General features: G+C 57.6%; 26 protein-coding genes. 11 read left to right on the top strand and 15 right to left on the bottom strand.

Going from position 1 to position 26,122, the window contains the following annotated elements; translation table 11 throughout:
- Positions 1 to 9: 9 nt before the first annotated feature.
- Positions 10 to 972 (top strand): YihY/virulence factor BrkB family protein, encoded by a 963-nt coding sequence (locus RBB29_RS17615; protein WP_306115649.1) that lies wholly within the window; start codon positions 10 to 12, stop codon positions 970 to 972.
- A 131-nt stretch (positions 973 to 1,103) separates the two neighbouring features.
- Here RBB29_RS17615 and RBB29_RS17610 read toward each other — a convergent pair whose 3' ends face one another.
- The 9 genes from RBB29_RS17610 to RBB29_RS17570 all read right to left on the bottom strand — a co-directional run bounded on the left by RBB29_RS17610 (position 1,104) and on the right by RBB29_RS17570 (position 8,852).
- Complete coding sequence (locus RBB29_RS17610; RefSeq protein WP_306115541.1) at positions 1,104 to 1,634, bottom strand: DUF421 domain-containing protein; 531 nt, start codon at positions 1,632 to 1,634, stop codon at positions 1,104 to 1,106.
- A 10-nt stretch (positions 1,635 to 1,644) separates the two neighbouring features.
- Positions 1,645 to 2,286, bottom strand: coding sequence for a DUF998 domain-containing protein (locus tag RBB29_RS17605; protein WP_306121192.1), 642 nt, complete (start codon positions 2,284 to 2,286; stop codon positions 1,645 to 1,647).
- 282 nt (positions 2,287 to 2,568) lie between these two features.
- The gene (locus RBB29_RS17600; RefSeq protein WP_306115543.1) at positions 2,569 to 4,014 is read right to left on the bottom strand and encodes a UdgX family uracil-DNA binding protein; all 1,446 of its coding nucleotides are present in this window, start codon (positions 4,012 to 4,014) and stop codon (positions 2,569 to 2,571) included.
- Positions 4,014 to 5,249 carry a putative DNA modification/repair radical SAM protein gene (locus RBB29_RS17595; RefSeq protein WP_306115544.1) on the bottom strand — a complete coding sequence of 412 codons (1,236 nt, stop codon included), beginning with the start codon at positions 5,247 to 5,249 and terminating at the stop codon, positions 4,014 to 4,016. The genes RBB29_RS17600 and RBB29_RS17595 overlap by 1 nt, the downstream gene beginning before the upstream one ends.
- Positions 5,250 to 5,455: 206 nt before the next feature.
- Positions 5,456 to 5,929 (bottom strand): host attachment family protein, encoded by a 474-nt coding sequence (locus RBB29_RS17590; RefSeq protein ID WP_306115545.1) that lies wholly within the window; start codon positions 5,927 to 5,929, stop codon positions 5,456 to 5,458.
- 206 nt (positions 5,930 to 6,135) lie between these two features.
- Positions 6,136 to 6,348 (bottom strand): hypothetical protein, encoded by a 213-nt coding sequence (locus tag RBB29_RS17585; protein ID WP_306115546.1) that lies wholly within the window; start codon positions 6,346 to 6,348, stop codon positions 6,136 to 6,138.
- A gap of 311 nt (positions 6,349 to 6,659) precedes the next feature.
- Positions 6,660 to 7,619, bottom strand: a complete 960-nt coding sequence (locus RBB29_RS17580; RefSeq protein WP_306115547.1) for a DNA topoisomerase IB — start codon at positions 7,617 to 7,619, stop codon at positions 6,660 to 6,662.
- 9 nt (positions 7,620 to 7,628) lie between these two features.
- Positions 7,629 to 8,030: an STAS/SEC14 domain-containing protein gene (locus RBB29_RS17575; RefSeq protein ID WP_306115548.1), complete on the bottom strand. Its 402-nt coding sequence runs from the start codon at positions 8,028 to 8,030 to the stop codon at positions 7,629 to 7,631.
- 294 nt (positions 8,031 to 8,324) lie between these two features.
- On the bottom strand, positions 8,325 to 8,852 hold the full coding sequence (locus tag RBB29_RS17570; protein WP_306115549.1) for a hypothetical protein: 528 nt from the start codon (positions 8,850 to 8,852) through the stop codon (positions 8,325 to 8,327).
- 335 nt (positions 8,853 to 9,187) lie between these two features.
- On the opposite strand from RBB29_RS17570, the gene RBB29_RS17565 reads away from it, so the two are divergent.
- Together RBB29_RS17565 and RBB29_RS17560 are read left to right on the top strand one after the other, a co-directional pair.
- Entirely contained in the window at positions 9,188 to 9,625 is a 438-nt protein-coding gene (locus tag RBB29_RS17565; RefSeq protein WP_306115550.1) for a hypothetical protein, read from the top strand.
- A 162-nt stretch (positions 9,626 to 9,787) separates the two neighbouring features.
- Positions 9,788 to 10,180, top strand: a complete 393-nt coding sequence (locus RBB29_RS17560; RefSeq protein WP_306115551.1) for a hypothetical protein — start codon at positions 9,788 to 9,790, stop codon at positions 10,178 to 10,180.
- 454 nt (positions 10,181 to 10,634) lie between these two features.
- Here the strand turns inward: RBB29_RS17560 and RBB29_RS17555 are convergent, their stop codons facing one another.
- The 3 genes from RBB29_RS17555 to RBB29_RS17545 all read right to left on the bottom strand — a co-directional run bounded on the left by RBB29_RS17555 (position 10,635) and on the right by RBB29_RS17545 (position 13,053).
- Entirely contained in the window at positions 10,635 to 10,805 is a 171-nt protein-coding gene (locus tag RBB29_RS17555; protein ID WP_306115552.1) for a hypothetical protein, read from the bottom strand.
- Positions 10,806 to 10,932: 127 nt separating this feature from the next.
- Positions 10,933 to 12,153: a DUF2254 domain-containing protein gene (locus RBB29_RS17550; RefSeq protein WP_306115553.1), complete on the bottom strand. Its 1,221-nt coding sequence runs from the start codon at positions 12,151 to 12,153 to the stop codon at positions 10,933 to 10,935.
- Positions 12,154 to 13,053: a mechanosensitive ion channel family protein gene (locus tag RBB29_RS17545; RefSeq protein WP_306115554.1), complete on the bottom strand. Its 900-nt coding sequence runs from the start codon at positions 13,051 to 13,053 to the stop codon at positions 12,154 to 12,156.
- 260 nt (positions 13,054 to 13,313) lie between these two features.
- Between RBB29_RS17545 and RBB29_RS17540 the strand changes: the two genes are divergently transcribed.
- Positions 13,314 to 13,658, top strand: a complete 345-nt coding sequence (locus RBB29_RS17540) for a DUF202 domain-containing protein (protein WP_306115555.1) — start codon at positions 13,314 to 13,316, stop codon at positions 13,656 to 13,658.
- Between the two features lie 585 nt (positions 13,659 to 14,243).
- Here RBB29_RS17540 and RBB29_RS17535 read toward each other — a convergent pair.
- Complete coding sequence (locus tag RBB29_RS17535) at positions 14,244 to 15,320, bottom strand: AI-2E family transporter (protein WP_306115556.1); 1,077 nt, start codon at positions 15,318 to 15,320, stop codon at positions 14,244 to 14,246.
- A 382-nt stretch (positions 15,321 to 15,702) separates the two neighbouring features.
- Here RBB29_RS17535 and RBB29_RS17530 point away from each other — a divergent pair, with 382 nt between their 5' ends.
- Complete coding sequence (locus RBB29_RS17530; protein ID WP_306115557.1) at positions 15,703 to 16,659, top strand: PRC-barrel domain-containing protein; 957 nt, start codon at positions 15,703 to 15,705, stop codon at positions 16,657 to 16,659.
- Between the two features lie 298 nt (positions 16,660 to 16,957).
- Positions 16,958 to 18,334: a mechanosensitive ion channel family protein gene (locus tag RBB29_RS17525; RefSeq protein ID WP_306121191.1), complete on the top strand. Its 1,377-nt coding sequence runs from the start codon at positions 16,958 to 16,960 to the stop codon at positions 18,332 to 18,334.
- 38 nt (positions 18,335 to 18,372) lie between these two features.
- Here the strand turns inward: RBB29_RS17525 and RBB29_RS17520 are convergent, their stop codons facing one another.
- Complete coding sequence (locus tag RBB29_RS17520; protein ID WP_306115559.1) at positions 18,373 to 18,840, bottom strand: CreA family protein; 468 nt, start codon at positions 18,838 to 18,840, stop codon at positions 18,373 to 18,375.
- Positions 18,841 to 18,850: 10 nt separating this feature from the next.
- Positions 18,851 to 19,843 carry an App1 family protein gene (locus tag RBB29_RS17515; protein ID WP_306115560.1) on the bottom strand — a complete coding sequence of 331 codons (993 nt, stop codon included), beginning with the start codon at positions 19,841 to 19,843 and terminating at the stop codon, positions 18,851 to 18,853.
- A gap of 1,497 nt (positions 19,844 to 21,340) precedes the next feature.
- Between RBB29_RS17515 and RBB29_RS17510 the strand changes: the two genes are divergently transcribed.
- The 5 genes from RBB29_RS17510 to aguB all read left to right on the top strand — a co-directional run bounded on the left by RBB29_RS17510 (position 21,341) and on the right by aguB (position 26,114).
- The gene (locus tag RBB29_RS17510; RefSeq protein ID WP_306115561.1) at positions 21,341 to 22,396 is read left to right on the top strand and encodes an ABC transporter ATP-binding protein; all 1,056 of its coding nucleotides are present in this window, start codon (positions 21,341 to 21,343) and stop codon (positions 22,394 to 22,396) included.
- A complete protein-coding gene (locus RBB29_RS17505) occupies positions 22,393 to 23,286 on the top strand; it encodes an ABC transporter permease (RefSeq protein WP_306115562.1) in 894 nt (297 codons plus the stop codon). Before RBB29_RS17510 ends, RBB29_RS17505 begins: the two co-directional genes overlap by 4 nt.
- Positions 23,286 to 24,089, top strand: coding sequence for an ABC transporter permease (locus RBB29_RS17500; protein WP_306115563.1), 804 nt, complete (start codon positions 23,286 to 23,288; stop codon positions 24,087 to 24,089). Before RBB29_RS17505 ends, RBB29_RS17500 begins: the two co-directional genes overlap by 1 nt.
- Before the next feature lie 20 nt (positions 24,090 to 24,109).
- Entirely contained in the window at positions 24,110 to 25,147 is a 1,038-nt protein-coding gene (locus RBB29_RS17495; protein WP_306115564.1) for an extracellular solute-binding protein, read from the top strand.
- An 85-nt stretch (positions 25,148 to 25,232) separates the two neighbouring features.
- Positions 25,233 to 26,114 carry an N-carbamoylputrescine amidase gene (aguB, locus tag RBB29_RS17490; protein ID WP_306115565.1) on the top strand — a complete coding sequence of 294 codons (882 nt, stop codon included), beginning with the start codon at positions 25,233 to 25,235 and terminating at the stop codon, positions 26,112 to 26,114.
- Positions 26,115 to 26,122: the final 8 nt, after the last annotated feature.

Raw genomic sequence — 26,122 nt, 5'->3', positions numbered from 1 at the left:
GTCTACGTCATGTCACGCGGTCGCTCTGCCGAAACTCCAAAGGAAATCCCGGCGCCGGGCTGGAAGGATATTGCGTTTCGCATCAAGGACGAAATTGCGGCGGATCGGGTTGGCTTGATTGCGGCCGGTGTCGCGTTCTACGGCCTTCTCGCGCTTTTCCCGGCAATCACGGCGCTGATCGCCATCAGCGGTTTGATGGTTGAACCAAGCCAGGTCGTTGATCAACTGGAGAGTCTTTCGGGCCTCGTGCCGCAAGAGGTAATCACAATTGTGACCCGACAGGCTTCGGAAGTTGCGGGATCACGTGAAGGTGGCCTGGGCCTTGCCGCCGTGGTTGGCCTGCTGATTGCGCTTTACTCGGCATCGAAGGGCATGGCGAGCCTGATTGAAGGCGTCAACGTTGCCTTTGATGAGAAAGAAAAGCGCGGGTTCATCAAGCTCAAGTTGGTGACCTTTGCGCTGACCATTTTTGTGATATTGGGTGTCATCATCGCGCTTTGCGCGATGCTCGGGCTACCTGCGGTTCTCGCATTCCTGAGCCTGGGGCCGGTCATCGAAGGTTTGATGACTTTTGGCCTCTGGGCCGCATTGTTATGTCTGACGGTTTTCGGTCTTGCGGTCCTTTACCGCTACGCACCTTCGCGCGTTGAGCCGGAATGGTCATGGGCCTCGCCCGGCGCGGTGGTGGCCTGCCTCGTGTGGATCATCGCCTCCGCCGGGTTTGCTTTCTACGTCAGCAACTTCGGTTCTTACAATGAAAGCTTCGGCACCCTTGCAGGCGTGATTGTCTTGCTGATGTGGTTCTGGATCTCGGCCTTCATCATCCTCTTTGGCGCGGAACTGAACGCCGAGATCGAAGCTCAGACGCGAAAAGACACCACGACGGGCCCTGACATGCCGATGGGGTCCCGGGGCGCCGTAAAGGCCGATACATTAGGCAAAGCGGCGGTTGACGAAAAGACAGAGACCTAACCGCTGCACGCGCTTCCTCGGACTTGTCCATCGTCGTCCTTTTGCCCTGCCGACAGAAGCAGCGTGGCGATGCGCCAAGCCGCTGCGAAACATGTTCGACCTTGGAAACTCGGATTATCTTTGTGGAGGACTTAGCGATCGGTGTCGGTTGTCTGGCGAACATCACGCAGAAGGGCTTGGTCAACCGAATTGCCGTGGAGGACCGAGACGTCACCGGTTGTCTCGAGAATAACCGCCCTGACCGATGAAAGGTCCAACGCATTCGCTTCGCGGAGTTTTGCCATAAGATCGCTTTCGGTCACGCGTGTTTCGCGGAGCGCGGCATGCAGGACTTTGCCGTCCTTCATCAGCAATACCGGCGAATTCTGAAGTGCCGCATCCAGTTGATCGGACCTTTGACGAAGCCAGGCGGCCCCAAATTGCATCAGGAATAGTGCGGCCATGGCGGTCATGATCTGGACCAGATCAACCCATTTGCTCGTCTGCGCCGCCCCGGCCAACAGGGATCCCATTGCGACGGTCATGACAAAGTCGAAATTTGTCATCTTGGAAAACGAACGCAGTCCGACGATCCGAACAAGAAGAATGATCCACCCCAGGCCTAGCGCGCTGAGCAGGAGACCTTTGGCGACGGCATCGGCAACGATATGATCCAGAAACATGGAACCAGCCTCAGGGTTGAGACGGTGTCTGCCGCTCGCCCCGTGCAAGGGAGATCAGCATCCAGGAAAAGGAAAGCACCCAGATCATCGTGATGACCCCTAATCCACGTTCGTAAGCGCCATCGTACCCGGTCGGCATAAAGAAAAAGACCGGCGCCCCGATAATCCAAAGCGCAGCGCAGCAATAGCTCATGATGCCATATCGCCGTGCAATCTTGCCGAGCCCCCGCGCCAGAGACAAGAAGAGCACGGCAAACAACAGGCCGATCACGTAGACGACGTAGATGTGAATGACGACACCCTCGTTGTCATTGTCGCCATATTCATTGCGTGCCCCAATCACGACCACACACATCGCCAGCAACGCGAGACACGCGATGCCGACATTCCAGCGTGTGCCGTCAAGGTGAAGGTGCGCGGCGGCCACAGCGCAGGCGACGAGCGCACTGGCATAGCCGTAGAGCGCGACATCCTGAATGATCTCGTATTTCCCGGCGGCAAGGTCGCTCACTGTATCGGCGACCCAGTCATGATTTGGTACGACCATACTGCCAATGACATTTCCCATTAGCATCGCTGCATTGCCGACGATCGCAACCGTTGCGGCACCAAAGAGAAGCTCCGAATTCGGCGCGGATGAGGTTATCTGCAAGGTGATATCTTCTCGGTAAAGCCTGGCGTCGGATACGCTCACGCATGATGAAACGCTGACGGTCAGGTCGATTGCAAGGTCCTTGGTTGCAGTCTTAACACCAACCGCGCAGGCCGTGAGAAAGTTCCCACTAATCTGTGACAGGATCGCGGTAACTTGCCGCCAATTGGCGGGCCTGCACGATCGAACCGATGACGGATCGCTTATCCGGAAAGTGGCTCGAAGCCAAAGGCGACACCAACACGACGGAAAAAGCATTCGCCATAAGGCAGCCGGTTCAGGTCAGCCGCATGTCTGTCGAAGGAAGGCGGTCGCTTTCGCAAGATCTGCCCGGAAGTTCCCTTCCCCGTCTCTTCGCGCAGCAGCATCCGGCACCCGCAGAAGATAAGACGGATGGACTGTCACAAGGACAGGAGTGCCGTCGGCAGCAACCTCGAACTGGCCGCGGCGCGCCATCACGTTCTTTGCCTCGCCCGTGACCGCGCCGGCCGCGGTCCCACCCATTGCAAGAATGAGTTTTGGCCGGACAAGCTCACGTTCCAGGTCGAGCCACCATTTGCAGCTTTGTACCTCGCTTGCATTCGGGTGCTGATGGATGCGGCGTTTGCCGCGCGGACGGAATTTGAAATGCTTCACGGCGTTGGTGACAAATGCGTTGTTGCGATCCAGCCCCGCTTCCCGCGCAATGCGGTCGAGGAGCTGGCCGGCAGGGCCAACGAAAGGCCGGCCCTCCAGGTCCTCGCGGTCGCCAGGTTGTTCGCCGACAATCATCACATCGGCATTGGAAGGGCCTTCCCCGGGGACGGCTTGCGTCGCGGCGCAATGTAATGGGCAGCGTTGGCAATCCCTCAAAGCCAGAGAAAGTTGAGGAATGGTGGCTGGGGTGCCGGTCACGGGTGCGTTCCGTTTTGGCAGGCATGAAAGGATACGATCTGCGCGCAACGGCGGCTTGGTCGGGGCCGTTTCCTGCATCTCCACCACCCGCTGCTGTGCGCTGGCGATAAGTTCGGGGATCGCAGCGGCTTCTGGTAGGTTCTTCCAGTATTTCTTTGGCATTTCCGCCGCCATCGCTTTCACCTTCAGGCGGGCGGGGTTGAAGATATTCTTGTAATAGGTCGTCCAAAGCTCCTCGGTCCTATCCTCCGGAAGGCCGGGTTTCGCTTGCCCGGGTTCGAAGGAGATCTCGCCATTCTCGAAGCGGGCGCTGAGCGTGGGAGTAGCGATAAGCCAATCCATGTCGCCAAAACGTCGGGCGAAAAACGCGGCGTTGGGTTCGAGGATGTGGTGCGACGGCTCGAACCATGCGGAAAAGCGGCGGCGATCTCTGACCCCGTGGTCAACTTCGCGGAAGCGCAGGAAAGCGCGCATCTTGTGCATGTCGCGGCGCACGGATTTCTCCATGGACCAAAGCCGCGCCAATGCCGCATCCCCTCTGTCGGCCATTAACCCCGGTGTCTGGCGGAGGCGCCAGAGGAGCGTGTAGAGCTGTGCGAAGCGTTCGGGGTCGGCATGCCAGACGACCGTCTTTGCGAGCGTCAGAAACGATTTGGGGACAGCGAACGCGCCGCCCGATCCGCTTTCGTATTCCTCTTCCGCAAAGAGTGTTGGCGCGGCTGTTCCGAAGGACCAAAAGACCTCTTCGGGAGGGATCGCAGCAAGAAGCAGGCCACGTGCCTTTGTGCGCCAAGTCTCCCATGTACCGATCTCGGGCAAGATGACCTGAACCATCAGAACAACACCAGTTGCTCCGGCGGCTTTGCGAAGCGCGCGCGTAGGTCAACACAATCCGTCACCGCGCCCGGTGTCCAACCGCGTGCTGTGATAAAGGGTTTGGCATGCGCCATGCGTGCGCCCATCCGGTGCAGATCGTCATAGCCGACGGTTCGATGACGCCGGGTTGCAAGAAGACGCCGGACGGTCTTCGTGCCGAAACCCGGAACCCTGAGGAGCATTTCGCGGTCGGCACGATTGACGTCGACCGGGAACAGATGACGGTTGCCGAGCGCCCAGGCGAGTTTGGGGTCCACCTCCAGGTCCAGATTTCCGGTTGGTGAGACCGAGGTAATCTCGTCCAAGTCAAATCCATAGAAGCGCAGCAGCCAGTCGGCCTGATAAAGCCGATGCTCTCGCTCAAGCGGTGGACGGATAAGGGGCAAGGACCTGGACGCATCCGGAATGGGCGAAAACGCGGAGTAATACACCCGCTTGAGCCCGTAACTGCCATAGAGACCGGCGGCCTGTCCCAGGATCGTGCGATCCGTCGATCCGTCAGCACCAACGATCATCTGCGTGGATTGTCCCGCTGGCGCGAACTTGGCGCCGCGCTTCCCGCGCCAGCTTTTCTCTTTCCGTTCTTCACGCCCGAGGCGGATCCTGGCCATCGCCTTGCGGATCGTCGCTGGATCCTTTTCCGGTGCGTAGGCCTTCACACTCGCGTCCGTGGGCAATTCCACATTGATCGAAATGCGATCGGCAAGAAGCGCCGCTTGGTCGATCAACTCTTGCGAGGCGTCGGGGATCGTCTTGAGGTGAATATAGCCCTTGAACGCCAGATCATGGCGCAGGCGGCGCGCAATCTCGACCATGTCACTCATCGTCTCGTCCGGCGAGCGGATGATCCCGGACGAAAGAAACAACCCCTCGATATAATTGCGCCGGTAGAATTCCGTTGTGAGGGTGACAACCTCATCAACCGTAAATCGGGCGCGCCTGACATTCGAAGAGACCCGGTTCACGCAATAGGCGCAATCATAGATGCAAAAGTTAGTCATAAGGATCTTCAAGAGGCTGATGCAACGGCCGTCTGGCGCGTAGGCGTGACATATGCCAGAGCCTTCTGTCGAGCCGATGCTTTTGCCATCACGTGAATGACGTTTGGTTGTGCCACTGGACGCACAGGAAGCATCATACTTGGCGGCGTCGGAAAGGATGGCCAGTTTTTGTTTGAGATCGATTCGTGTCATATGTTCATGATATGTTCTTTCTCACGCGCACGCTATCATCTACGACACTGAGGGCGAAAAAATGCATCGGCCGAGGGACTGAACCGCGACGACGTGGCTTTTTCTCTCAGTCAATGAGGGCCAAAGCACGGCATTTGCGACGTCAAACCACAATTCCTTTACGGGCGGCGACGTGCTCCCGACCTTCGCACCGCCCCAGGTAGACCTTAATCCGCTGTCTCGGTCAGTGCGCGTGCCACTGCTTTTTCGATTTCATCGAGAGGGTGGTTGGTGAGAACTTTCGGCACGTCCAAGATGACCTTTGACTGCACCTCCGAATGCAGCTCGTTGCGCAGCTCGCTTAAGACCACCCGGCTTGCCGCGATGGCCAGTTTCTCGAACGCTCCGCGGCAGGAAAGTTTATAAAGTCGGTCCGCGATTTCTTTGGCAAAGCGCTCTTTCTCGAGCTCGTGCCAATCGGTGTCATCAACGGCAGAGCGGTGAACGCTCGGTCCGTCGTTGAAGCGACCAGGCCGGTTGGCAGCCCAGTCCTGCGCCTTTGGATTGTCCTGCTCTTCCTTCCGCACAACGTCGAGGTTCATGTCGATTTCATCGCCGATATTGCGCAGAAACAGGGCTTTCTCACCGTCGGCGATGATCACCCAAGCTCCCTCTGGCAGTCCTGACTTATGGTCTTTCATTTCGTCTCCTCTCCCCGAGGGGCGTATTCGGTTTTAGATGGCGGAATGAAACATCGCTCATTTCTCAAAGCCGATGTTCTCTCCCACACGGTATCGGTGTGGCTTCCTGCTTCCGCTCCATCTCGAGACCCGTAGGAGGATGGCTTGCGCATCGCTCCTCTCGCGTGATGAAATCACACTTGGCTCCGAATAGTTGCACAGGCTTCTTAGCCGTCTTTTTCCGCAGCTTCCCGCAGAGCGTCGGCGATTTGCGTGTCCCCTTCGCCCTCAGCGATCGCGGATGCCACTTCATCAGACAGTTCCCCGTCGTTCTCTGCATGGTTCGGGTCGCCAGCTTCACCCGGACGGTTCTTCAGATCGTGGTGCTGTTTCGATCCCTTGAGGTCTGCGAGATGCTCATCATACTGAATTTTAGACATTTTTTGATCTTCCTTCTGGATCTGGGCAAGGGGTCTCGGGCGGCGTGCGTTTTGGATGCGGCCGTCAGCCTTTCCTTGACGTTTTGCACCTGACAAACCCGTGCCTGTTCAATGGCGGCGTCTTTAGGAACAACACGTCCGGCCCGGTTTGGTTCCCCGTAGAATTCAATCTGAACACTCCTGGTGATCTCCGGACGGTTTCGTCAGAGACGACAGTCGGCAGGGAGGGAACCAAACATATCGAATGCTCAGCCCGGGCATCCGTGGCGTCCAAGCACGCCTGTTACCGGTTCTTTGATGTGCTGGCCGCTTCAAGCCGCAAGATATGCCAGCAACCTTTGTTCGCTCGCGTAGAGACCCGAGAGCTTATCTGCCTTCAACTCCGGAGGAGAGTCATTTGCAAGGCCGATCACCTTCGGGTGGATGTAACTGTTACGCGCCACCGTGACGGTGTTATGCAACCTCTTCGCGGCGGCCTCGGCCATGTCTTTGATCGATGCCTCTCCGGTTTCTGCGACTTCGAACGCGGCAACGGTACCGGACCACGTTCGGAAGGTTTTGGCAGTGAGAAAATCATCATCGGCAGCATCGCAGAGATACGTATTCAGGCTTTGCGACGATAGCGTGCGTGCCTGCTCATCGTCGTCGACCCATGATAAAAGGGTTGCCCCTGGAAGGTCGTTGATTTTGCCAAGAAGGCGCTGGAGACTGCGGTCGTTGATCTGGCGCCGGACCCGTGTGCCACCTTTCGCCCGAAATGAAAGATGAAGCGTTCTGTCTTTCAGCCTTAGGTGACGGTTGCGAAGTGTGAGCGCACCATAGCTTCCGTTTTCTTGTACGTAGGTTTCGTGACCCACCCGAAGCGACAGTTTGTCGATCAGCGTGACAGCAGACGCCAGGGCAAAGTCGACGCTGCCTGGTGGCTTCTGCAGATCCCGCTTTGCGCGTCGGCGAATGCGGGGCAGAACGCGTCCGAAATCAACAAGCTGGCCGAATTTCGTCTCCGATCTGGTGGCCTCCCAGTCGGGGTGGTACTTGTACTGCTTTCTCTTCCTTGCGTCCCGACCTGTTGCGAGGATGTGGCCGTAATCAAAGGGACACATCCAGACATCGTCGTAGGCAGGCGGAACCGCAAGAGCTTCCAGCCTGGTGCGTTCGGGGCCTCTCGCGATCGTGGTGCCGTCTGGCGCAATGTACGAAAATCCCGTCCCACAACGTCGACGGGTGATCCCGGGGTCGCTGTCCGTCACATAAACGAGGTTATGCGCCATGACCGATTGTCATGCTGCCTTCGACGGGACAGTGCCGACAAAGGCCCATGCCGCGTCGGCTTCTGATGTATCAAACGCCTTTGCCTCCACCGGCAGGAGTTTGTCGGCGATACTGATCATCGTTTCCGCGCGTTCCTGAGCGCCAATCACCGCGTATCTGTTGACATGCGACAGCGATCTCAGGCGTGAGCGGACGACATCATAGTCCAATATCGCGTCCCAATCGCTCCCCGAAAAATCGGTCAGGTCCATCAGCATGTTGACCTTCTCGTGCCGATCAAACGCGTGGTTCATGTATTCCGCCAGCTCCTCGGCTGTATCGTCGTCCAGATGCCCTGAAAACCTGAAAGCATAGACGTCTGGAGCCTCCGTAGCGATTTCGGTGACTGTCCCGGAGTGAAAATTCGGCATTGCAGTTTTCCTTTCGCTTTGTCGGGTTCGCGGTGGGCGCGTCGCACGAGAGCGCATCTCATTCTGTGCATGCTGGACGCAGTGACCTTTCAACTTCGTGGCACAACGATGCTTGCTCCCCTGATCGGCTAGGCAACAGGCAGAGCCGCCGGCCCAAAAGCCGGCAGCACTCTCTTCGCCGAACATATCAAGCTCAGCATTCGAACGGATGGATGCTGCTTGGAGCGATGTGTTGGACGGTGGGGAAGTGGTCGTCACCAACCGTCGAACACTTTCACCTTGCGGTCAGAACCATCAGTTCTGTTTATCTTCCACACGCTCAAGAACTGTGTCTGCGTAAGTGTCCACCATCACGCTGTAGAACTTGTCCTTGCTGGGCGGCACATACATCGTCCATCCTTCCTCGATGGGTGTGTCGGCCGTCTGCGCGCTCAGGCGTACGGGGAAGCTGTTCAGGCGCTCATCGCCCGTCGTTTTCACAGTCGACCCGTCGGAGTTCAGACTTTCGTAGATGACTACGGTGCCTTCCATCCGGTTGAACTCGCCCGAGTCAGCCAGAAGGGTGTCGCCGTCGACGGAAATCTTGTTGATCTCAACGCGGATTCGGGGCGCTTCGGAGACAGGGTCAACCGCTGCGCGCTCTGTCAAAGCGGCGGCAAGATCCTTTTCCAGATCGGGCCAATAGCTCAGCGCGTTGCTGCCGTCAATTGCGGACAAATCGACCACAACTTCGACATTTGACAGCTCTGTATCCGCAGCGAGTGCTGGGGTCGATACCAAAGCCGTTGCGCACAGCAGTGCAGTTGTTTTCAGCAGTTTCATAACGTGCTCCTCTTTCCAACTCATGGTGCAGCCCTGATGACGACTCTTCGCGTCAGTCCTTGCTGCGGTTGATGCAGGCACAACCGATCACGCCGAAAAAAGTTCCTGATCCGGATTGCGATTGGAATGCGTGAGAGCGGGCAATGACGCTTACGCCTTGCCATGAAGGACCAAAAACCTTGGGAGACTTGGTCGTGCATCGTTGTCTTGGGGGGCGTGGAGAACAAAGGTCTGGATCATCACCGGCCCTGAACTCGGATTTCGGACGGGAAATCACGTCCCAGCTCTTCCAGGGTATTGCTTAGGTCGGGCCTCGCCCCGCAGGCGCAACCGCCATGGCCGAACAAAGCCTGCTGTTTGCAAAACCCCGCCATGCCGCAAAGTTTGCATCCCGCGCGGGGAACCGCACGCATCTCCAGGCATTGGGTTTAATGAAACCGAGAAACGACAACGCTTCGATCCCAATGACAATTTCGGTTGCGCCTGGGATCGACCCGATAGGCAGAGAAAGGGAGCAAATGAGTACCTATGTCAAAGACCGGATTGCCAACCCATCGCAATACTACGAGGCACCGAAACAGATCTTGGACGATGAGAAGCTGTCACTCGACGACAAAGAGAAAGTTCTGCGGTCTCTCGCCGACGAGATCGAGCAGAAGATTGATGCGGCCGCCGAAGGTATGGAAACGGGTGACGACCCGGCCACAACCGATGATCTACGTAACGCATTGATCGAGTTGGATAAGCTCAGGGATCAACAGCGCGGTGCATGATACTTGCCATGTCTGCAGAGGTTTTGGCGAACTTGTAAAACAGATCCAACATCGACACCGTGGGGGAGACGCGCGCCATCGCTTTACCGGATTGTCGTGCCACGGCTGGAACCAATTCAAGCGCCGGCAGTTTTATTCCCGGATAACAGAGGGGAGACCACCATGAGATTCCTGAACATGACCTTTGCGATGTCGATGCTGTGTGCCGCGGGACCAGCCTTGGCAACATCAGATGGGTCTCAGACCTGCGCCACGCGGATGCCAGAGGTAACCAAGGCCTGGGAAGCGGCGAAATCCGAGTTGGGCGAAGCTGAAGAAGTTTCCGTTCAGACGACCGACGGTTCTGTAGATGTCAGTGCGAGCGATGCCCAGCCGACAGAGAATTGGTTTGGGAAACCGCCAAGCCCCGAGGCCGTGGATGAATATCTGGTGGCCGCCAAGGAAGCCATGGATGCCGGCGATGAGGAGGCCTGCCAGGAGCAGCTGACAAATGTTGAAGAGGCGATGAGCACGGTCTCGAAATCGTCTGAAGCCTGGGAGAATGGCACCGATTGATCGTGCCGACTCTCCTTTCTGTGCGGCTAAGGTGAACGGTCGGGGAAAGACCCTTCGGCGACTACCTCGAACCAGGCCTTTGCGGTGATACCGAAATCTGGGCCATCAGAACGCTTGCCGGTCGGGAGACTTGACCCAGGGGGTCTCCGTTGAAAACCTGATGTGCAGAAGTCGCTACCCGCCGCGGAACTTTTATTGATGAGATCGGTTAGCCCATTACAGGTTCAAAAGACCGGGTTCCCCTGTGCTCGGTGTACACGCACCACTCACACGCTTTTCGGTATGTGTGTTCCCGCCTGATACCGATGGCATTTTGCTCCCCATCGATTACTCGGTGGGGAGCGTTCTTCTCAGAACCTCTCCGTCAGCCCTCTGCGGCGGGCGATCGCAATCCCGGTCTCTCAAGCCGGCCAATCTGCCATTTTCAGACAGAAAATGGTCTTTCTGGGGCCTGTCAGACGTCGGCAGGATCGCCATCTGAGCGCTTATCAGCGGCCAGGGTGGACTTGGTTGAGTTCTCCTCCCGCAAGCGCCGCTGCGTGCGGATCTTGCTGATGAGGGCGAAGACCCCGACCGCGGTGATGGTAAATATTGCCAGGGCGATAACCAGTGAGTCGGCTTGCATGTCAATCTCCAAGATGTGTCAGCTTGGAAGATAAACGTGCAGTGGCATGTCTTTGTTCCGGGGTTTATCGAGACACAGTAGGCATCACGAGGTGCACTTGCGTGGCATGGCTTTCGGCAGGGAACGTTCAGGTGTCGTCGCTGAGCCGTGACACCTCACGCCGAATAACGGCGCCGTCTTCCTCGCGGACGGATTGTTCCAGCGTTTCGAGCAAGCTGACCGCGTGCCGCCTCGTCAGATCGTCTGGTTTGACGTATTCCCGGCACAGCGGGAATGTCTCGGCAAACAGTGCGTCAAAGTCCAGTTTCGGGATTTTGACGCGGTCACGTTGGTGGGGCGACAGACCGCCTTTGTAGGCCGATGCAACGGTCAAAGCCGCATGCATGCGATTGAGGCAATCCATCGCCGTATAGGGATCGTTCACGCCGGGTGACAATGCCCTTGCCGCCATCTCGACCAGTTGATTGGCAAGGAAAGCCGGGTTCTGGTTTTCTGTCCGTTCTGATCCGATGGCGAAACAATCCGCCAAGTCGCTGAGCGCGTCGTCATCAAGGGGGGCATCGGCCCACAAGCGAAATACATCAGTTACTTCGGTTACGAAATCTCCGACCGCAGGCAGCATCTGAATGTGCCACGCGTTTTCTTCCGCCAGTTCCTCCAGACGGCTGACATAACAGGTCTGGATATATCCGGATGAGCCGGCAGCAATGGTGTGGTCCGGCGGCCGTTCCGGTAACAGTTCGGGTTCAAACGCATCCTCCTGGGCGTCGATCAATTGCCGGACTTGATCTTCGAGTTTCGCACCGAGGTTGGCCGAGATCCTGCTAACATTGATGGTTTCAGGGACGTGGTGGACGAAGTAGATCATTGTGAACACGCAGACCAGCGTCAGCAACAGCGCCACGATCAGCGAATACTGCGGTACGAATTGTTCGGCGCCGCCATCGACACCGTCCTGCACGGATCGCAGAACGAAAATTGCATAGACGAACGTGGAGATGAGAATACCCAGACTCCATTGGTTGCCCCGATCCCGCATGAAATTGCCGATGAGCCGGGGGCCGAAATTGCCCGAGGCGAAGGACACGGCAACGATCGTCATCGAAAACATCACCCCCGTGACCCCGATGATGGATTGTGCGATGACGGCGAGTGTCGACCGCGCGCCTTCCGACTGCGTGTCCAGCAATGTGTCGGGCAATTCCAACGGGAAGTATCCGACATTGTGGTCCAGCCAATCGGTAACCCCGGCAAGGAGCAGCCCGCAGATCACCAAAAGCGAGGGCAAGAACCAATAGCTTGCCCGAATATCCAGCCAGATCTTGAGAAGCTGCGCCCGTTTACCCATTTAGTCGTCCGCAGTTGCCTGTTCTTTGGTCCCGTGGTCGGTGGCGATCGCCAGCGGCTCCTTAAACGTAAGTGTACGGTACGGAAAGGGAATTTCGATCCCCGCTTCATCAAGCGCCGCCTTGACCTTGGCCACGACCTGGTCGCGGGAGCGACGGATGTCGATTGGCCGGGAACCTGTCCACCAGGTCACTTCGAAATCAATGGACGACGCGCCGAAGGATTGCGCGAAAACCTCGACATCCTTGACGTCGTTTCGCACGCTGTCCACCGCTTCTACCGCGTTCAGGATGACCGATCGCGCCTCGTCGACATCTTCGCCATAGGCCACGCCGCACATCACGGTCGTCCGGCGCAAATCCCGGTCGGTGCGCACAACAACTGCGTTCTGAAACAGCATGTGGTTTGGAACGACCACCAACTGGCCATCCGTTTGTCGGATATGGCTGTCGCGGATGGTGATTTCTTCGACCTGCCCTTCCACGTCGTCACATTCGATATGGTCGCTGATTTGGAAGGGTTCCCGAAGAAGGATCAGAATGCCCGCCAGGAAATTCTCGAACGTGTCCTTGAAGGCAAACCCGATGGCAACAGATCCTAGCCCAAGTGTCGTCAGCGCCTTGCCTGGCGTAATTGACGGGAAAACAACGGTCAGCGCCGTCAGCAGGCCGACGAACCACAGCCCGACCCCTGCCATCATTGCGAGCACATTGATGAGGTTTCGCCGGAGTCTGAACCTGCCGCCGAGGCGCCGCACCAGCATTTTGGCGAGCGCGACGATGGCCCAGGTGGCGAGGATGATGATGATGGCCACCACCAACCTCGGCGTTGCCTCGATCAACCCCGTTGCATAGGCGTTCAGTTGATCGGTCAGTGTCGTTGTGACGACTTCAATGTCCATTGCGTCCCTGCATATTGTCACCGTCGGAACGCATGATCCGCCAAATTGGTTCCACGCACACCTTAATCTCGGCGCCACAACGGGGCAGCTTGACCCGGCGATATCCGATTATCTGGAACAAAATGGCCCCATTAACCGCTTAGGTAGTGAGAGGCGAATAACTGCGCGTCGTTGGAATCGCGATCCGGTGGGGGCGATATGCCAGACAGCACGTCGCACAGTTGCCCTCGCAAACCTTTGGACTCTGAAGGGTGCAATGAATGACCGACACCAAGGATGACTACGCGGAGGATCGTACATTGCTGGCGGTCGAACGGACATTTGCATCCTGGATGCGCCTCGGCGCGTCCTGCATCGGGATTGCGCTCGGCTTGAGTGTTGTCCTCGACAATGCACCAAACCCAGCGATCCCACGCAGCGTCGCAGGTTTCTTTCTCGTGATCGCCTTGTTCACATTTTTGATCTCCGCACGCCGCGGGCGACACTCGCTCAAAGGTATTTCGGATCGCCCAAGGACGCGCGCCGCACGCACCAAAATGACGCTCACCGCCGGCGTTCTGTCTACGGTTGCGCTGCTGGTCGGGGGCTTTTTGTGGATCCGATAAATTCCACTAGGCATCGCGTATCTTCCCAGCCAAGGATGAAGGAGCGGGCGCGACCATTTAAGGGCATTCAGCTGCGAACTCGCACCTAGTCGTATTGAACTCGAACCAAACGGACACCAAACGCAATTGCAGATAAATCTCCCCGGCTTTGTTTACATGTAGAGCAAACCGGATCGTCGCCGTATCCGCCAGGTTGTCGTCAACCTGCACCACGATCAGGATATCCGGATCACTATCTTCGACGACGGATATGAACCGGTCATGTCGCTGGTTGGGGATCTCGATGTTTGCCCGCAAGTGCCGAGACGGTGCGATCCTCTCGCTCCATCATGTGGCGATAAGGGCACCTGAACTGCGACGGCTGTATCGATGTTAGCTTTGCAATTTTGGTCGCTTTTCACACCGCCAGTGTAAACAGAGCGTGTGCGCCATCCGCCTGATCGGGTCCAAGGTCACTCGTGTGATCGCTGCAAGCAGCATAGTTGCCACGAGAACCTTTAAGCGGATGAATTCCAGCCATCGAACCGCACCATGTGGCATTTAAATCACCGAAAACGCGCGGCATCATCGCTTCCGGCGGCAGTCTCATCCCGCGTGCGCTTTCGGTTTGGCGTTCGGACCGCCCAGGAAGATGCCGATCGTGTTCAGTGCCTCGAAGTTGTCGCAGACGACTTTGAAGACGAGGAGAAACGGAACGGCCATCAATGCTCCCGCGACACCCCATAGCCATGCCCAGACCACCACGGTCAGGAAAACAGCGACGATGTTTAGTTCCATACGTCTCCCCACCAGGTATGGCGTGATGAAATTTGCCTCGATTGCCGTCAGGGCCTGATAGGTGACGGGGATGGCAAGCGCGTAGGTCAAGCTGTCGAAATAGACGATTGCATGCACGCCGACCATTATGGTGCCCGCCAGCCCGCCAAGGATCGGCAGATAATTCAACAGGAACGCGGCAATTCCCCACACATAGGCGTGTTCGAGACCCAAGAGATAAAGCGCGACCGCGACCACAAGACCAAGCGACGCATTGATGATCGTGATGGTCAGCAGATAGGCGGAGACGCGTCGCTCGATGTCATAGACCGTGGCCAGAGCACGTTTCTTTTCGCTGATCGTCTCGAATACCTGCACCAGCTTCGCATAAAACATGTTCCCCGAAGCCAAGAGAAAGAATGCCAGGATCATCGCGACAATGAGCGTCGTCGCCGTGCTGGCCAAGACAGTGACCGCAGAATCCAGAAGGCCGGGCTGTTCGATCACGACCTTTTGCGGCCCTTCGGGATCGGTAGCAGTCATGTTTTCCACCTCGTCCGAAACGTCCTTGACCGCGTCGATTGTCTCGCTCACGTCGCTCAGCTTCACTTTCAGCTCGTAGGCGATCCGTGGTAGATCCCGCGACCAGGATGAGATGATGCCCCCTGCAAAGTACCCCGCCCCTACGGCTGCGGACGTTGCAACAAAGATCAGGAAGCTGGCCGCCACGACCGACGGCAGGCCGAGCTTCTGCAGCGACCGGCTGATGGGACTAAGCGTAAGCGATATCAGGAACCCCAGTACAATCGGCAGAAGCAAGTCCTTTGCGAAGTAACAGATCACGAAAAGCGAAATCGTGATCAGTGCCGTGACGCCGCGTTTCAACGCCTTAATGTCTTCTTCCATCTGCCACCCCTCGTTCACGCGCCAACCTTGGATAAACGGCTCCGGCAAACCCCGCCTTGCGCAAACCCGATTGTCCAGCTGAGACGTAGTTTGGAACACCGGGGCATCGCATTTGGTTCCAAGTTTCCTTGATGCCGTACCACCGAGATTGGGTCCGACAACTGTAGGTTCGATCCGGATTCCGAGTCACGTTTTCGACCTTCAAGCCAAATCAGAAGTCTCCTTTGCCGGATGGTTCGGCCGTCACGGCATCTTGTGCAAATGGTTTTTGGCCTTGAAAAAAATTCCGGATTTTTTGCGACTGGTGCGGAACCGGCTCGACGCAAAATCGTTGGATAACCATCAACGTTGATTCCACAGCAACCAACTGGAAGGAAACATCATGAAACGCTTTATGACGACCGCCGCAACCGCACTTGTGCTGAGCACCGCTGCTTATGCCGACAGCCATTCTGCGGCTTTCAACGATCTGACTTTTGACCCTGCGACAAATCTCAATGCATCTGAACTCATCGGCATGCGGGTCTACGCCACCGAGAACGAGATCAAGACCGATGACACCATCGCGACCGATGGCGAGAAAGAATGGGACGACATCGGCGAGATCAACGAGATCGTGCTGAACCGTGACGGCGACGTGCAGTCGATCATCGTCGGTGTCGGTGGATTTCTGGGTATCGGTGAAAAGGATGTAGCCGTGAACATGTCCGAGCTGAAGTTCGTGAGCGAGGATGGCACTGACGGCGACTTCTTCCTGGTTCTCAACTCGGCAAAGGCCGATGTGGAGAATGCACCAGCCTATGAATACTCCGGCCACGGTGAACAAAACGAAGCGGCCACAGACGAAAATGTCGAGATGTCTGAGACAGAGCAACCTGTCGCTGACACATTGGCGGAGGCCGAGCAAACCGTCGAGGACACAGCTGCAGAGGCTGGGCAAGCAGCCGAGAATACAGCAGCAGAAGCCGAACAGGCAGCAGCCGATACGATGTCGGAAATGGATGCAGAGCGTCCGATGCTGACGCCTCCGTCGATCGAACGTGAAGGGTACGAGACGACCAAGGCAGAAGAGCTGACCGCGGACGAACTGACCGGCGCGCGCGTTTATGGTCCGGGCGACGAAGACATCGGTGAAATCAGCGAATTGCTGGTCGCCGAAAGCGGAAAGCTCGACCGTGCGGTGATTGACGTCGGTGGTTTCCTCGGTATTGGCGAGCGGCCCGTTGCCGTGACATTCGAGGAACTGCAGATCATGCGTGAAAGCGACGGCGGAGAACTGCGCGTCTATATCGACAGCACGCAGGAAGCCTTGGAACAACAGCCTGAATACGAAGGCTAATTACCTCTCAAGACCGGGCCTCCCGCCCGGTCTTTTTTTGGGTTAGAATCATGGCGCCTGTTTTTCACCAAGCGAAGGCCGATACAGCCTCCACGACCGATGCCGCCAGCACCCTGACGGCGTCATCGCTTTCTTTGACGTCGCCGCACGTCAGTGCCCTTGCAGCATTTAGCGGCAGAAGACTTCCATACCGCGATTTGCAGATTTCGCTTCAAGGGGCGCTGACGTGAAAAACAACCCAGCCTGCGTGTGCGTGATGGAACCATCTCCGCCGTGCCGAGCGGCACGAGGTTTTTTGTTGTGGCTTGCCCTAGGTGTGCTGATGATCGCCACCGTCTGCGCATCGCCATCAGCCGCACAGACAACCGGGACTGGCACCGAGGTGGCGGCGCCGGAGCAGACCGTAGACGTGACGCCAAAGGCGAGCGACGAGGGCATCAGTCAGCGGATAGAGAATATTTTCGAAGCAACCGGTTGGTTCAGAGAGCCGCGCGTGGAGGTTCAGGAGGGTGTCGCCTTTCTAAATGGCACGGCAGAAAATTCGGATCACCGACAATGGGCGCGCGACCTTGCGGCCAAAACCGACGGGGTCGTTGCCGTTGTCAACAACATCGCCGTCGAGCAGCCGATCTCGTGGAGTTTCGAGCCCGCCCAGGCCGAATTGCAGCGGGTGGCAGAACAAATCATCGCTGCAATGCCCCTCGTGGCTCTTGCGATCTTCATCCTTCCCCTGGCATGGATCCTCGCACGGTTGATCGCGAAGGTCATGCGCTGGCTCCTGGTCAATCGCATCGACAGTCCGTTTCTGAAGGACGTGATCGCGTGGGCCGTTGCATTCCCGGTCTTTCTGCTCGGTGTCTATCTGGTGCTGCAGGTCGCAGGCCTCACGCAACTGGCGCTTTCGATTGTTGGTGGCGCAGGGGTTGTCGGGATCGTCATCGGCTTTGCCTTCCGGGATATTGCCGAGAACTTCCTGGCCAGCCTGCTTCTGAGCATTCGGCGCCCGTTCCGGCGGGGCGATTGGATACGGGTTGGTGACAAGGAAGGGATCGTGCAAAGCATGAACACGCGTAGCACCGTGCTGATCTCAATCGAAGGCAACCACATCCAGATCCCCAATGCGACGGTGTTCAAGGCGACAATCGAGAACTTTACAGCGGCCTCCAAGCGACGGGGCGATTTCCTGATCGGCATCGGCTATGATGCGTCGGTGGCGGAGACGCAGGATGTGCTCATGGGGCTTCTAAGCGAACATGAGGCGATTTTCGCGGACCCTGCGCCCCTGGTACTAGTTGACGAACTGGGGGCGTCCACAGTCAACATCCGGGTCTATTATTGGTTCGACGGCATGCAGTATTCGTTCCTGAAGCTCAAATCAGCATTGCTGCGGCAGAGCAAACGTGCCCTGACAGATGCAGGCATTTCGATGCCTGATGAGGCCCGCGAAGTCATCTTCCCCGAAGGTATACCGATCATGCCTCCATCCGGGTCGTCCCCCGACAAACCGGGTAAGGCCATCCAGCCCAGCATTTCCGAAAGCGGCGCGCAAGCAGAACCGAAATACTCTGCAAGCGAGGTCGATCTGGCAAACGAATCTGAGGATTTACAGCAGCAGATTTCACCGGAAGTGGAGGAAGGCGAAGAAGATCTGCTGGGCGAACCGGACAGGGCCTAAGCAGAACGGACGATTTCAACAGCATCCGGTGAACCGGTTTACGGGCTTGTCGGCGGGGCGTAGAGCGGCACCGTCGACAATGACATCTTCGCCGATCCGTCCTGGATATCGCGCGCGTGGGACACATACATCAATGTCTGGCTTTCCGATTCGAGGATCCTGGTGATCTTGATGGACTTCCAGATGATCGACCGGCGCTCAGAGAACACGGATTCTCCCTCTCGTGATCTGTCGATATCTCCGACGACGATCGGTCCGGTTTGTTCGCAGGAAATCGAGGAGTTGGAGGGGTCCTCGAACCAGCTTCCTTTCTGCAGACGGTCGATGAGACCGCGTTCGAAATAGGCGACGTAGCAGGTCACGCCTTCGACATCGGGGTCAGCGAAGGCTTCGATCACGATGTCGTTGCCCAGCCAGTCGACATCGACCTTGCCGACTGTCTCGGCGGTCACCGACGAGGTCATGGCAGCCATGGTGGCGGCTACGGTGAAAATTGATCGGAACATGTGTGACCTTTCATTGCTTCTCTTGACTGCGATCCGGAGCGAGAGCCTCTTCGATCCGCCCGGCAAAACCGGCAAAGGACCGACCATGGAGCACCAGAACACCGGTTTCCTCTAGCGCAGCGATGGCGCGGCGGTCGTCGTCATCCAGCCCCGGTCCGGGTGCGCGCAGCACAACGGCCTTAACGCGCCCGGGGTGACGCTCGATCACGTCACGATAGATCAGGGCGTCCTTTTGCCCGGTGTCACCCATCAGGACAACTGAACAGTCGGGCGTCGCTGCAAGGATCGTATCGATACTCTGCCCCTTGTGGTCGCCATGGCCATCGGTGATGAGTTTTGTCTCGCTCAGGCCCATGTCCCGCAGGAACATCGGCCCCTGTACCACGGATGCCCGTTCAAAGACGGATCGCAGAAAGGCGTAAAGGTTCCATGGCGACGAACTCACGTAGTAGACGGGGCGTTCACCCCTCGCAGCAAGCTCGTGCAGCAGAACGGCCGCATCGGGGTAAACCTGACGGGTCAGCGCGCTGCCGGTGAAAGTGGTCCACAGGTTTCGCAGAAGAGAATAGGCGCCCGTCTTCATGACAGTGTCGTCGATGTCCGAGATGACAATCGCCGATGTCCGCGGATTCGGCACCAAGACCGGACAGGTCGCCGTGCTGCCATTCGCTTCAAGGGTAAGCTCAACATCATGCCATCCTGCCACCGATGGTCGCTCGAGCTGAAGGGTAAAGTACCCCTCCTCATCCGTCATCGCCTCCTGAGCACCAGCGGTGACAGTCGCCCCGGCGACTTCCTGGGTTCGGAACATGGCCAGCATCTGCCGCAGGTTGGTGAACCGCCCCTGTCCGGGCCTCGGCGCTGCGGGCGCAAAACTGTCATGAACCCGTCCCCGAACAACCAGGTGTTCGGGGGTCGCGTAGCCAGCGTAAGGTTCTATGATCTTGGGTTGCCGGTTGGCGCCGCGGAGGCCCGAGAGGGCTTCCTCCAATCTGACGGCCATTCGCAAGAACTTTGGACTGGCTGTGGTCAAGTGCTGTTCCCCCGGCTAGCATACCTTAGGAGCTGAAAGTCGATTCAGCGTGTCGAGACCCCAACAAACGAGATCGGATTAAGTTCCTCAATGCCACGCGCCCGCGTGGTTCATGGTGCACGGCTTTCTCAGTGACGTCCACGAGCACTGCTGTCCTGATATTGACCCGCTAGGACTTGATCACCTGGAGCCGGAAAACGTGCGACCGCAGAGTGCATTTTGGCCAACAGAACCACTCAGAGACAAGGTTGGGAGCGAGGCTCAGGCTCACCGGCAAATAACAAACGAGGGGCGATTCTCTACGAAGCATTTCTGCTTGCCGCCGCTCCTCTGATCTTTCCGGCCTGAACTCCGAGTGTCAGGGCAGACAGTACCTGGATCCAGAATGACGCTTGGCCACCAGACACATAATGATAAGGAGTCATGCTTTTTTTGTTTAGCATGTTTCGTAGCGCTGCCGCGCGATGGCCAGACCTCCCGAGAGAGCTGACGACTTGAAGAGGTTGAGCGCCGATCAGAGGTTTTTCGGACTTGGCAAAGATAAAAGTGCACTTAACCAACGGTCGATCACCATCCCCCGGTCTGGCGATCGCACGGCTCGTGCGTGGATGTCCGCTTCGTCCGCAAAGCGGGAGGCTATCACAGCGATGGTTTCGTGATTGTAGCGAAGGTCCAGATTGAGCGACTGTGCTGCGGCAATGCAAAGTGTTGGCGGGTGTCCTCTTTTGGGGCAAACAACGGTAATCGGAGATGTTTGAGATTTTGTGCGTGGTATAAAATGTGGTATGGATCTTTAGACTTTTAAGAAAGTAAAATTATTACAATAATTTACAATATCAATAAGGCTGATCCTCGGTCCGCCATTTCGCCCTGCAATAGACGGCTTTTTGAGGTTTGTGACACTGCACCTCCGTGTCGGACGGTAATGCAGCACTAACCCGTTTGAGGCGGTTTTTGTAACCGCTCTTTTGTGGCGGGTCGTTGTCAACCAAACCGTAGCACCATTTGTTGCGTTCCAAATTATCTTTGGGGAATGACTAGGTGCTGTTGCGACTTGGATACCGCGGGGGGGGGAGTGAGATGGTCCCGGCATTCGTGTGCCGTGCAGTATCTACGAGAACAGACTGTCCGCTAAGCCGGCAATGTTGATGTTCCTACTGACTGCTTCGAAGTCCGTGAAACAGACAAGGTCAAAGGGTAATTTCTTCTCAGTTTGACCTCTGCCAGCGGATTCACAGTGTGTCCAAGGTCAGTATGATTGTTTCTCGCGCTCGGTTGAGCAAGGCGGTAGCGGCGGCCAAGCCAGCCGCTGCAATACCCACTCTAGGTGATATGCGACTCAAAATCTAAGTGACACCCTTTCTCCACAAGAACGAGACTTGGAGAGAAAACGTGGGTGCCACATCACGGTTGGAACCAGTTCATGTCGGGGGACGGCTTGGCAAAGAACCGTCACAAGCGGCTCTCATGCGGAATGTTTCCAAGACGTATTTCGATGCGGCCGGTACCCCTCACGTCGCCCTGGATGGCATCGAGCTGGAAATCCACGAGAACGAGTTTTTCACGCTGCTTGGCCCCTCGGGTTGTGGCAAGACGACGCTCCTGCGTCTGATCGGGGGCTTCGAGCAACCGACATCCGGAAGCATTGCAATTTTCAACGAGGAAATGGCAGGCCAACCGCCCGAACAGCGCCCGGTAAACACTGTTTTCCAGCACTACGCCTTGTTTCCGCACCTCAATGTGCGCCGCAATATCGGGTTCAGCCTTGAAATGCTGGGACGTGATCGGGCGGAGATTGCCGATGTGACCGATCGTATGCTTGGCCTAGTCGGGCTGGACGCGATGGCGGACAGGATGCCGGACCAGCTTTCCGGCGGCCAAAGGCAACGTGTCGCTCTGGCGCGCGCCCTTGCGCCACAGCCCAAGATTCTTCTGCTTGATGAACCCCTGTCGGCGCTCGACCTCAAGCTGCGGCAGAAAATGCGGCTGGAACTCAAGGCGCTGCAGCGGGAGACGGGCATCACCTTTGTCTTCGTCACCCATGACCAGGAAGAAGCCCTGGCCATGAGCGACCGTATCGCGGTGCTGGCCGATGGCCGCGTTCAGCAATTGGGAACGCCGGAGGAGATCTATGACGCGCCGGCCAATCGTTTCGTCGCGGATTTCATTGGCGGCTCGAACCTACTGGAGGCTCGGGTCAGCGCAAGAGGCCGCGTTCGTGTTTCGGACCTGGGGGAACTCGATGCCGAGACCGGACAGGTTGAAAGCGGAAAACCGGTGACGCTGTGCATCCGGCCGGAACAACTCGTGCTTAGCGCGTCAGGCGCAGACGGCATTGGTCCGTTTCAGGTGATCGACCGCACCTATCTGGGCAATGCCGTCGCCTTTCATCTGAAAGCCGAGGGGCAAATGGTCACCGCGCATATGCCGCGGGGTGGCGCGCGCGGGCAGTTGGATTTCCAGCCGGGCGATCAGGTCTATGCAGATTTCGAGGCGGGGGCCTTAAGGGTTTTGATCCAATGAAGGTGCATGGGCACACCAGACTGGCGGCGCTGCTTTTGTCACCCGCTCTGGCCATCATTGCCGTGTTCATGATCGTGCCGATCGGCATCACGACGCTCTATTCCTTTCTCGAACCTGCCCGATATGGCGGTGTGATCTGGGAATTCTCGACAGATGCCTATGTCCGCCTCTTGTTCGAGCGTGACATCTTTGACGACACGCTCAGTTTCTCGACCGACTACATTCGCATTTTCGTGCGCTCGCTCGTGCAGGCAGGCGTGGCGACACTGCTCTGCCTGCTCATTGGCATCCCGACGGCCTGGTTCATCGCCACACGCCCGGACCGGCAAAAGACACTCTGGTTGATGCTGGTCACGGTGCCGTACTGGGTCAACCTTCTGGTGCGCACCATCGCGATGCTGCTCATCTTGCGCGACGAAGGACCGATCAACGACAGTTTGCAGGCGATTGGCCTGACCTCTGGCCCGTTGCCGCTGTCGTATAACAACTTCGCCGTTGGCCTGGGGCTTGCCTACAGCTTTCTGCCCTTCATGATCCTGCCGCTCTATGCCGCGATCGAGCGGTTCGACTTCAGTCTGCTTGAGGCGGCCTATGACCTGCATGCCAACCGGTGGAAGGCCTTTGTTGGCGTGGTTCTGCCGATCCTGCGGCCGGGCGTTGTCGCGGGCAGCCTTCTGGTCTTCATCCCCGGCATCGGTGCCTTTCTGGCCCCGGACATCCTGGGCGGCGGCAAGACCATCATGATTGGCAACCTGATCGGTCAGCAATTCCAGGGGTCGCGCAACTGGCCCTTTGGGGCTGCTCTTTCAACCGTGCTGATGACGCTGACACTGATCGCGCTCATGTGGTCTGCCCGTCGTGCGGCCAAAGCCGGTACGGAGGTGGTGTAATGGCGCTTCTGGATCGACGCGACAAGGATATCCGCAACCTGCCCGGCTTTGGCACGATGGCGGTTGTTGCAGTGGTGTTTCTTTACGCTCCGATCGCGTTTTTGACCCTCTATTCCTTCAACTCGGGCCGCTCGATCAGCCAGCTCGACGGGTTTTCCCTGCGTTGGTACAAGGCCGTTTTTGCCAATGAAGGCATTCAGACTGCCGCTCTGAATTCGCTGACCGTGGCCGTCATCGCATCGAGCGTCGCAACCGTGCTGGCAACCGCGGCGGCCATGGCCACCGTGCGCCTGCGGTTTCGTGGCAAGGAAGTGGCCTATGGCATCATCAACTTCCCCCTGATGGTCCCCGAGATCGTCACGGCCATCGCCACGCTGATCTTCTTCGCGACGATCGGTTTCCGGCTGGGGCTGATGACGGTGATCGTGGCCCATATCGTCTTTTGCATCCCCTTCGCCTATCTGCCGATCCGGGCGCGTTTGGCGTCGATGGATGCCGGGCTGGAGCAGGCGGCGCGCGATCTCTTTGCCCGTCCGATGATGGCGTTTCGCCGGATCACATTGCCGATCCTTATGCCCGGGATCATCTCGGGGTGGCTGCTTGCTTTCATCATCTCGCTGGATGACTTCATCATCTCGGCCATGGTTGCCGGACCCGGTGCCACCACATTGCCGGTTCATATCTATTCCATGCTGCGCCTTGGCATCACGCCCGAGGTCAACGCGGTGTCGAGCCTGATGATCGCGGCCTCATCCATCCTTGTCCTGATTTCCGCGGTGCTCAGCCGCAAAACCAAAACCTGATCTACCAAGGGAGACTAACCATGATTCTGAAGAACCTGACCCGCATGGCCATTCTGGCTCTGGGAACATCGACGCTGGCCTCTGCCGCCGCCGCCGAGGGGGACCTTTATATCTATAGCTGGGGGGAATACACGCCGCCCGATCTGGTCGAGAAGTTCGAGGCGGAATTTGGCGTCGATGTGCATATCGACACCTATGACAGCATGGAAACCATGATCTCCAAGCTGCGTGCAGGGGCCGGCGGATATGACATCATCGTGCCGGGCGACGGCACAATGCAGATCCTGATCGCCGAAAACATGGTCGAGCAGATCGACGTGCACGCGATGCCGAACTTTGAACATGTCGATGAGCGGTGGCGTGAAGTCTATTGGGATCCTGAGCGGGAATTTTCCGCGCCCTGGGCCTGGGGGTCGACCGCCTTCGTTGTCGATACCGAGATCGTGACCGGCGACATCGACACGTTGGCGGTGTTGTTTGACCCGTCGGACGAGGTCAAAGGCAAGATCAACATGCTGCGCGACATCAATGATGTCATCAACATGGCGCTGCGGTATCTTGATCTGCCGCGCTGCAATGACAACCCCGCGGACATGAAGAAAGTGCTGGCCTTGCTGGAAACCCAGAAAGAATGGGTCAAGAGCTTCGATTCCGAGACCAAGGAACCGCTTGTCTCTGGCGAGGCAGTCGTATCGATGAGCTGGAACGGCTATGCCATGCGCGCCCGCGATGAAAAGCCATCGCTGCGCTATGTCTATCCCAAGGAAGGGTTCACCGGTTGGATGGACAACCTGGCAGTTCCCAAAGGCGCTCAGAACATCGAAAACGCCAAGGATTTCATTAACTTCGTGATGGCACCGGAAAATGCGGCGATGATCACCAATTACGCGCGCTATTCCAATGGCATCAAGGGGTCGGAGGCGTTTGTGGACGCGGATCTTTCCGGCGCGCCGGAAATGACCCCGCCTGCAGATGCCCCGGCACCTGAGTTCATCCCGACCTGCAGCCCGGAATCGACCGAACTTTATGATCGGGTCTGGACGAAACTGATGAACTGACCTGACCGCGCGGTGCCGTGTGTGCCGCGCACCTGCTTTGCAAATTGAATGACCGGCCACCTACCGGGGCCGAACGGAGATTGTCATGTCGAATGTCACCATCGCGGCCACCCAGATGGCCTGTTCCTGGGACCAGGATGAAAACATCCAGAAAGCCGAGGATATCGTCACCGCCGCCGCCGAGGATGGCGCGCAGATCATCCTGCTGCAGGAGTTGTTCCAGACACCCTATTTCTGTCTCGAGATCTCGGCGAGGCACCTGGCTCTGGCCAGCACATTGCAGGAAAGCCGTTTGGTGCAGCATTTTCGCGATCTGGCCAGACGGCTGAACGTGGTCCTGCCAATCTCCTATTTCGAGCGTGCGGGTCTCGCGCATTACAACTCGCTGGCGGTGATAGATGCTGACGGCGAGATACTGACCAACTACCGCAAGACCCACATCCCGCAGGCCGCGGGCTATGAGGAGAAGTTCTATTTCACGCCCGGTGATACCGGGTTCCAGGTGGTCGATACGCGCTATGCCCGGTTGGGATGCGGGGTGTGTTGGGATCAGTGGTTTCCCGAAACCGCACGGTCCCTTGCATTGATGGGCGCCGAGGTGCTGATGTTCCCGACCGCCATCGGATCCGAGCCGCATTATCCCGATCTGGACAGTGCCGCCCATTGGCAGCGCACGATGCAAGGTCATGCCGCGGCGAACATCATGCCGCTGGTCGCTTCAAATCGGATTGGATCGGAAAAGGATGGTGAGACCGAAATGACCTTCTATGGCTCATCCTTCATAGCGGATCATACCGGTGCCAAAGTCGCCGAGGCAAACCGCACGGATGAGACTTACCTGACCGCGACATTCGATCTCCAGGCGGTACGCGACTATCGCCTCTCTTGGGGTGTGTTTCGGGATCGCCGCCCCGACATGTACGCAGCCCTTGGCACGATTGATGGCGCGAACCGCGTTGTTGGCTGAGGAGACCG

Source organism: Roseovarius sp. MMSF_3359 (genome assembly GCF_030733385.1).
Taxonomy (GTDB): Bacteria; Pseudomonadota; Alphaproteobacteria; order Rhodobacterales; family Rhodobacteraceae; genus Roseovarius.
The sequence above is the reverse complement of the archived record's forward strand: the minus strand, read 5'-3'. Positions and strand labels throughout refer to the sequence as shown.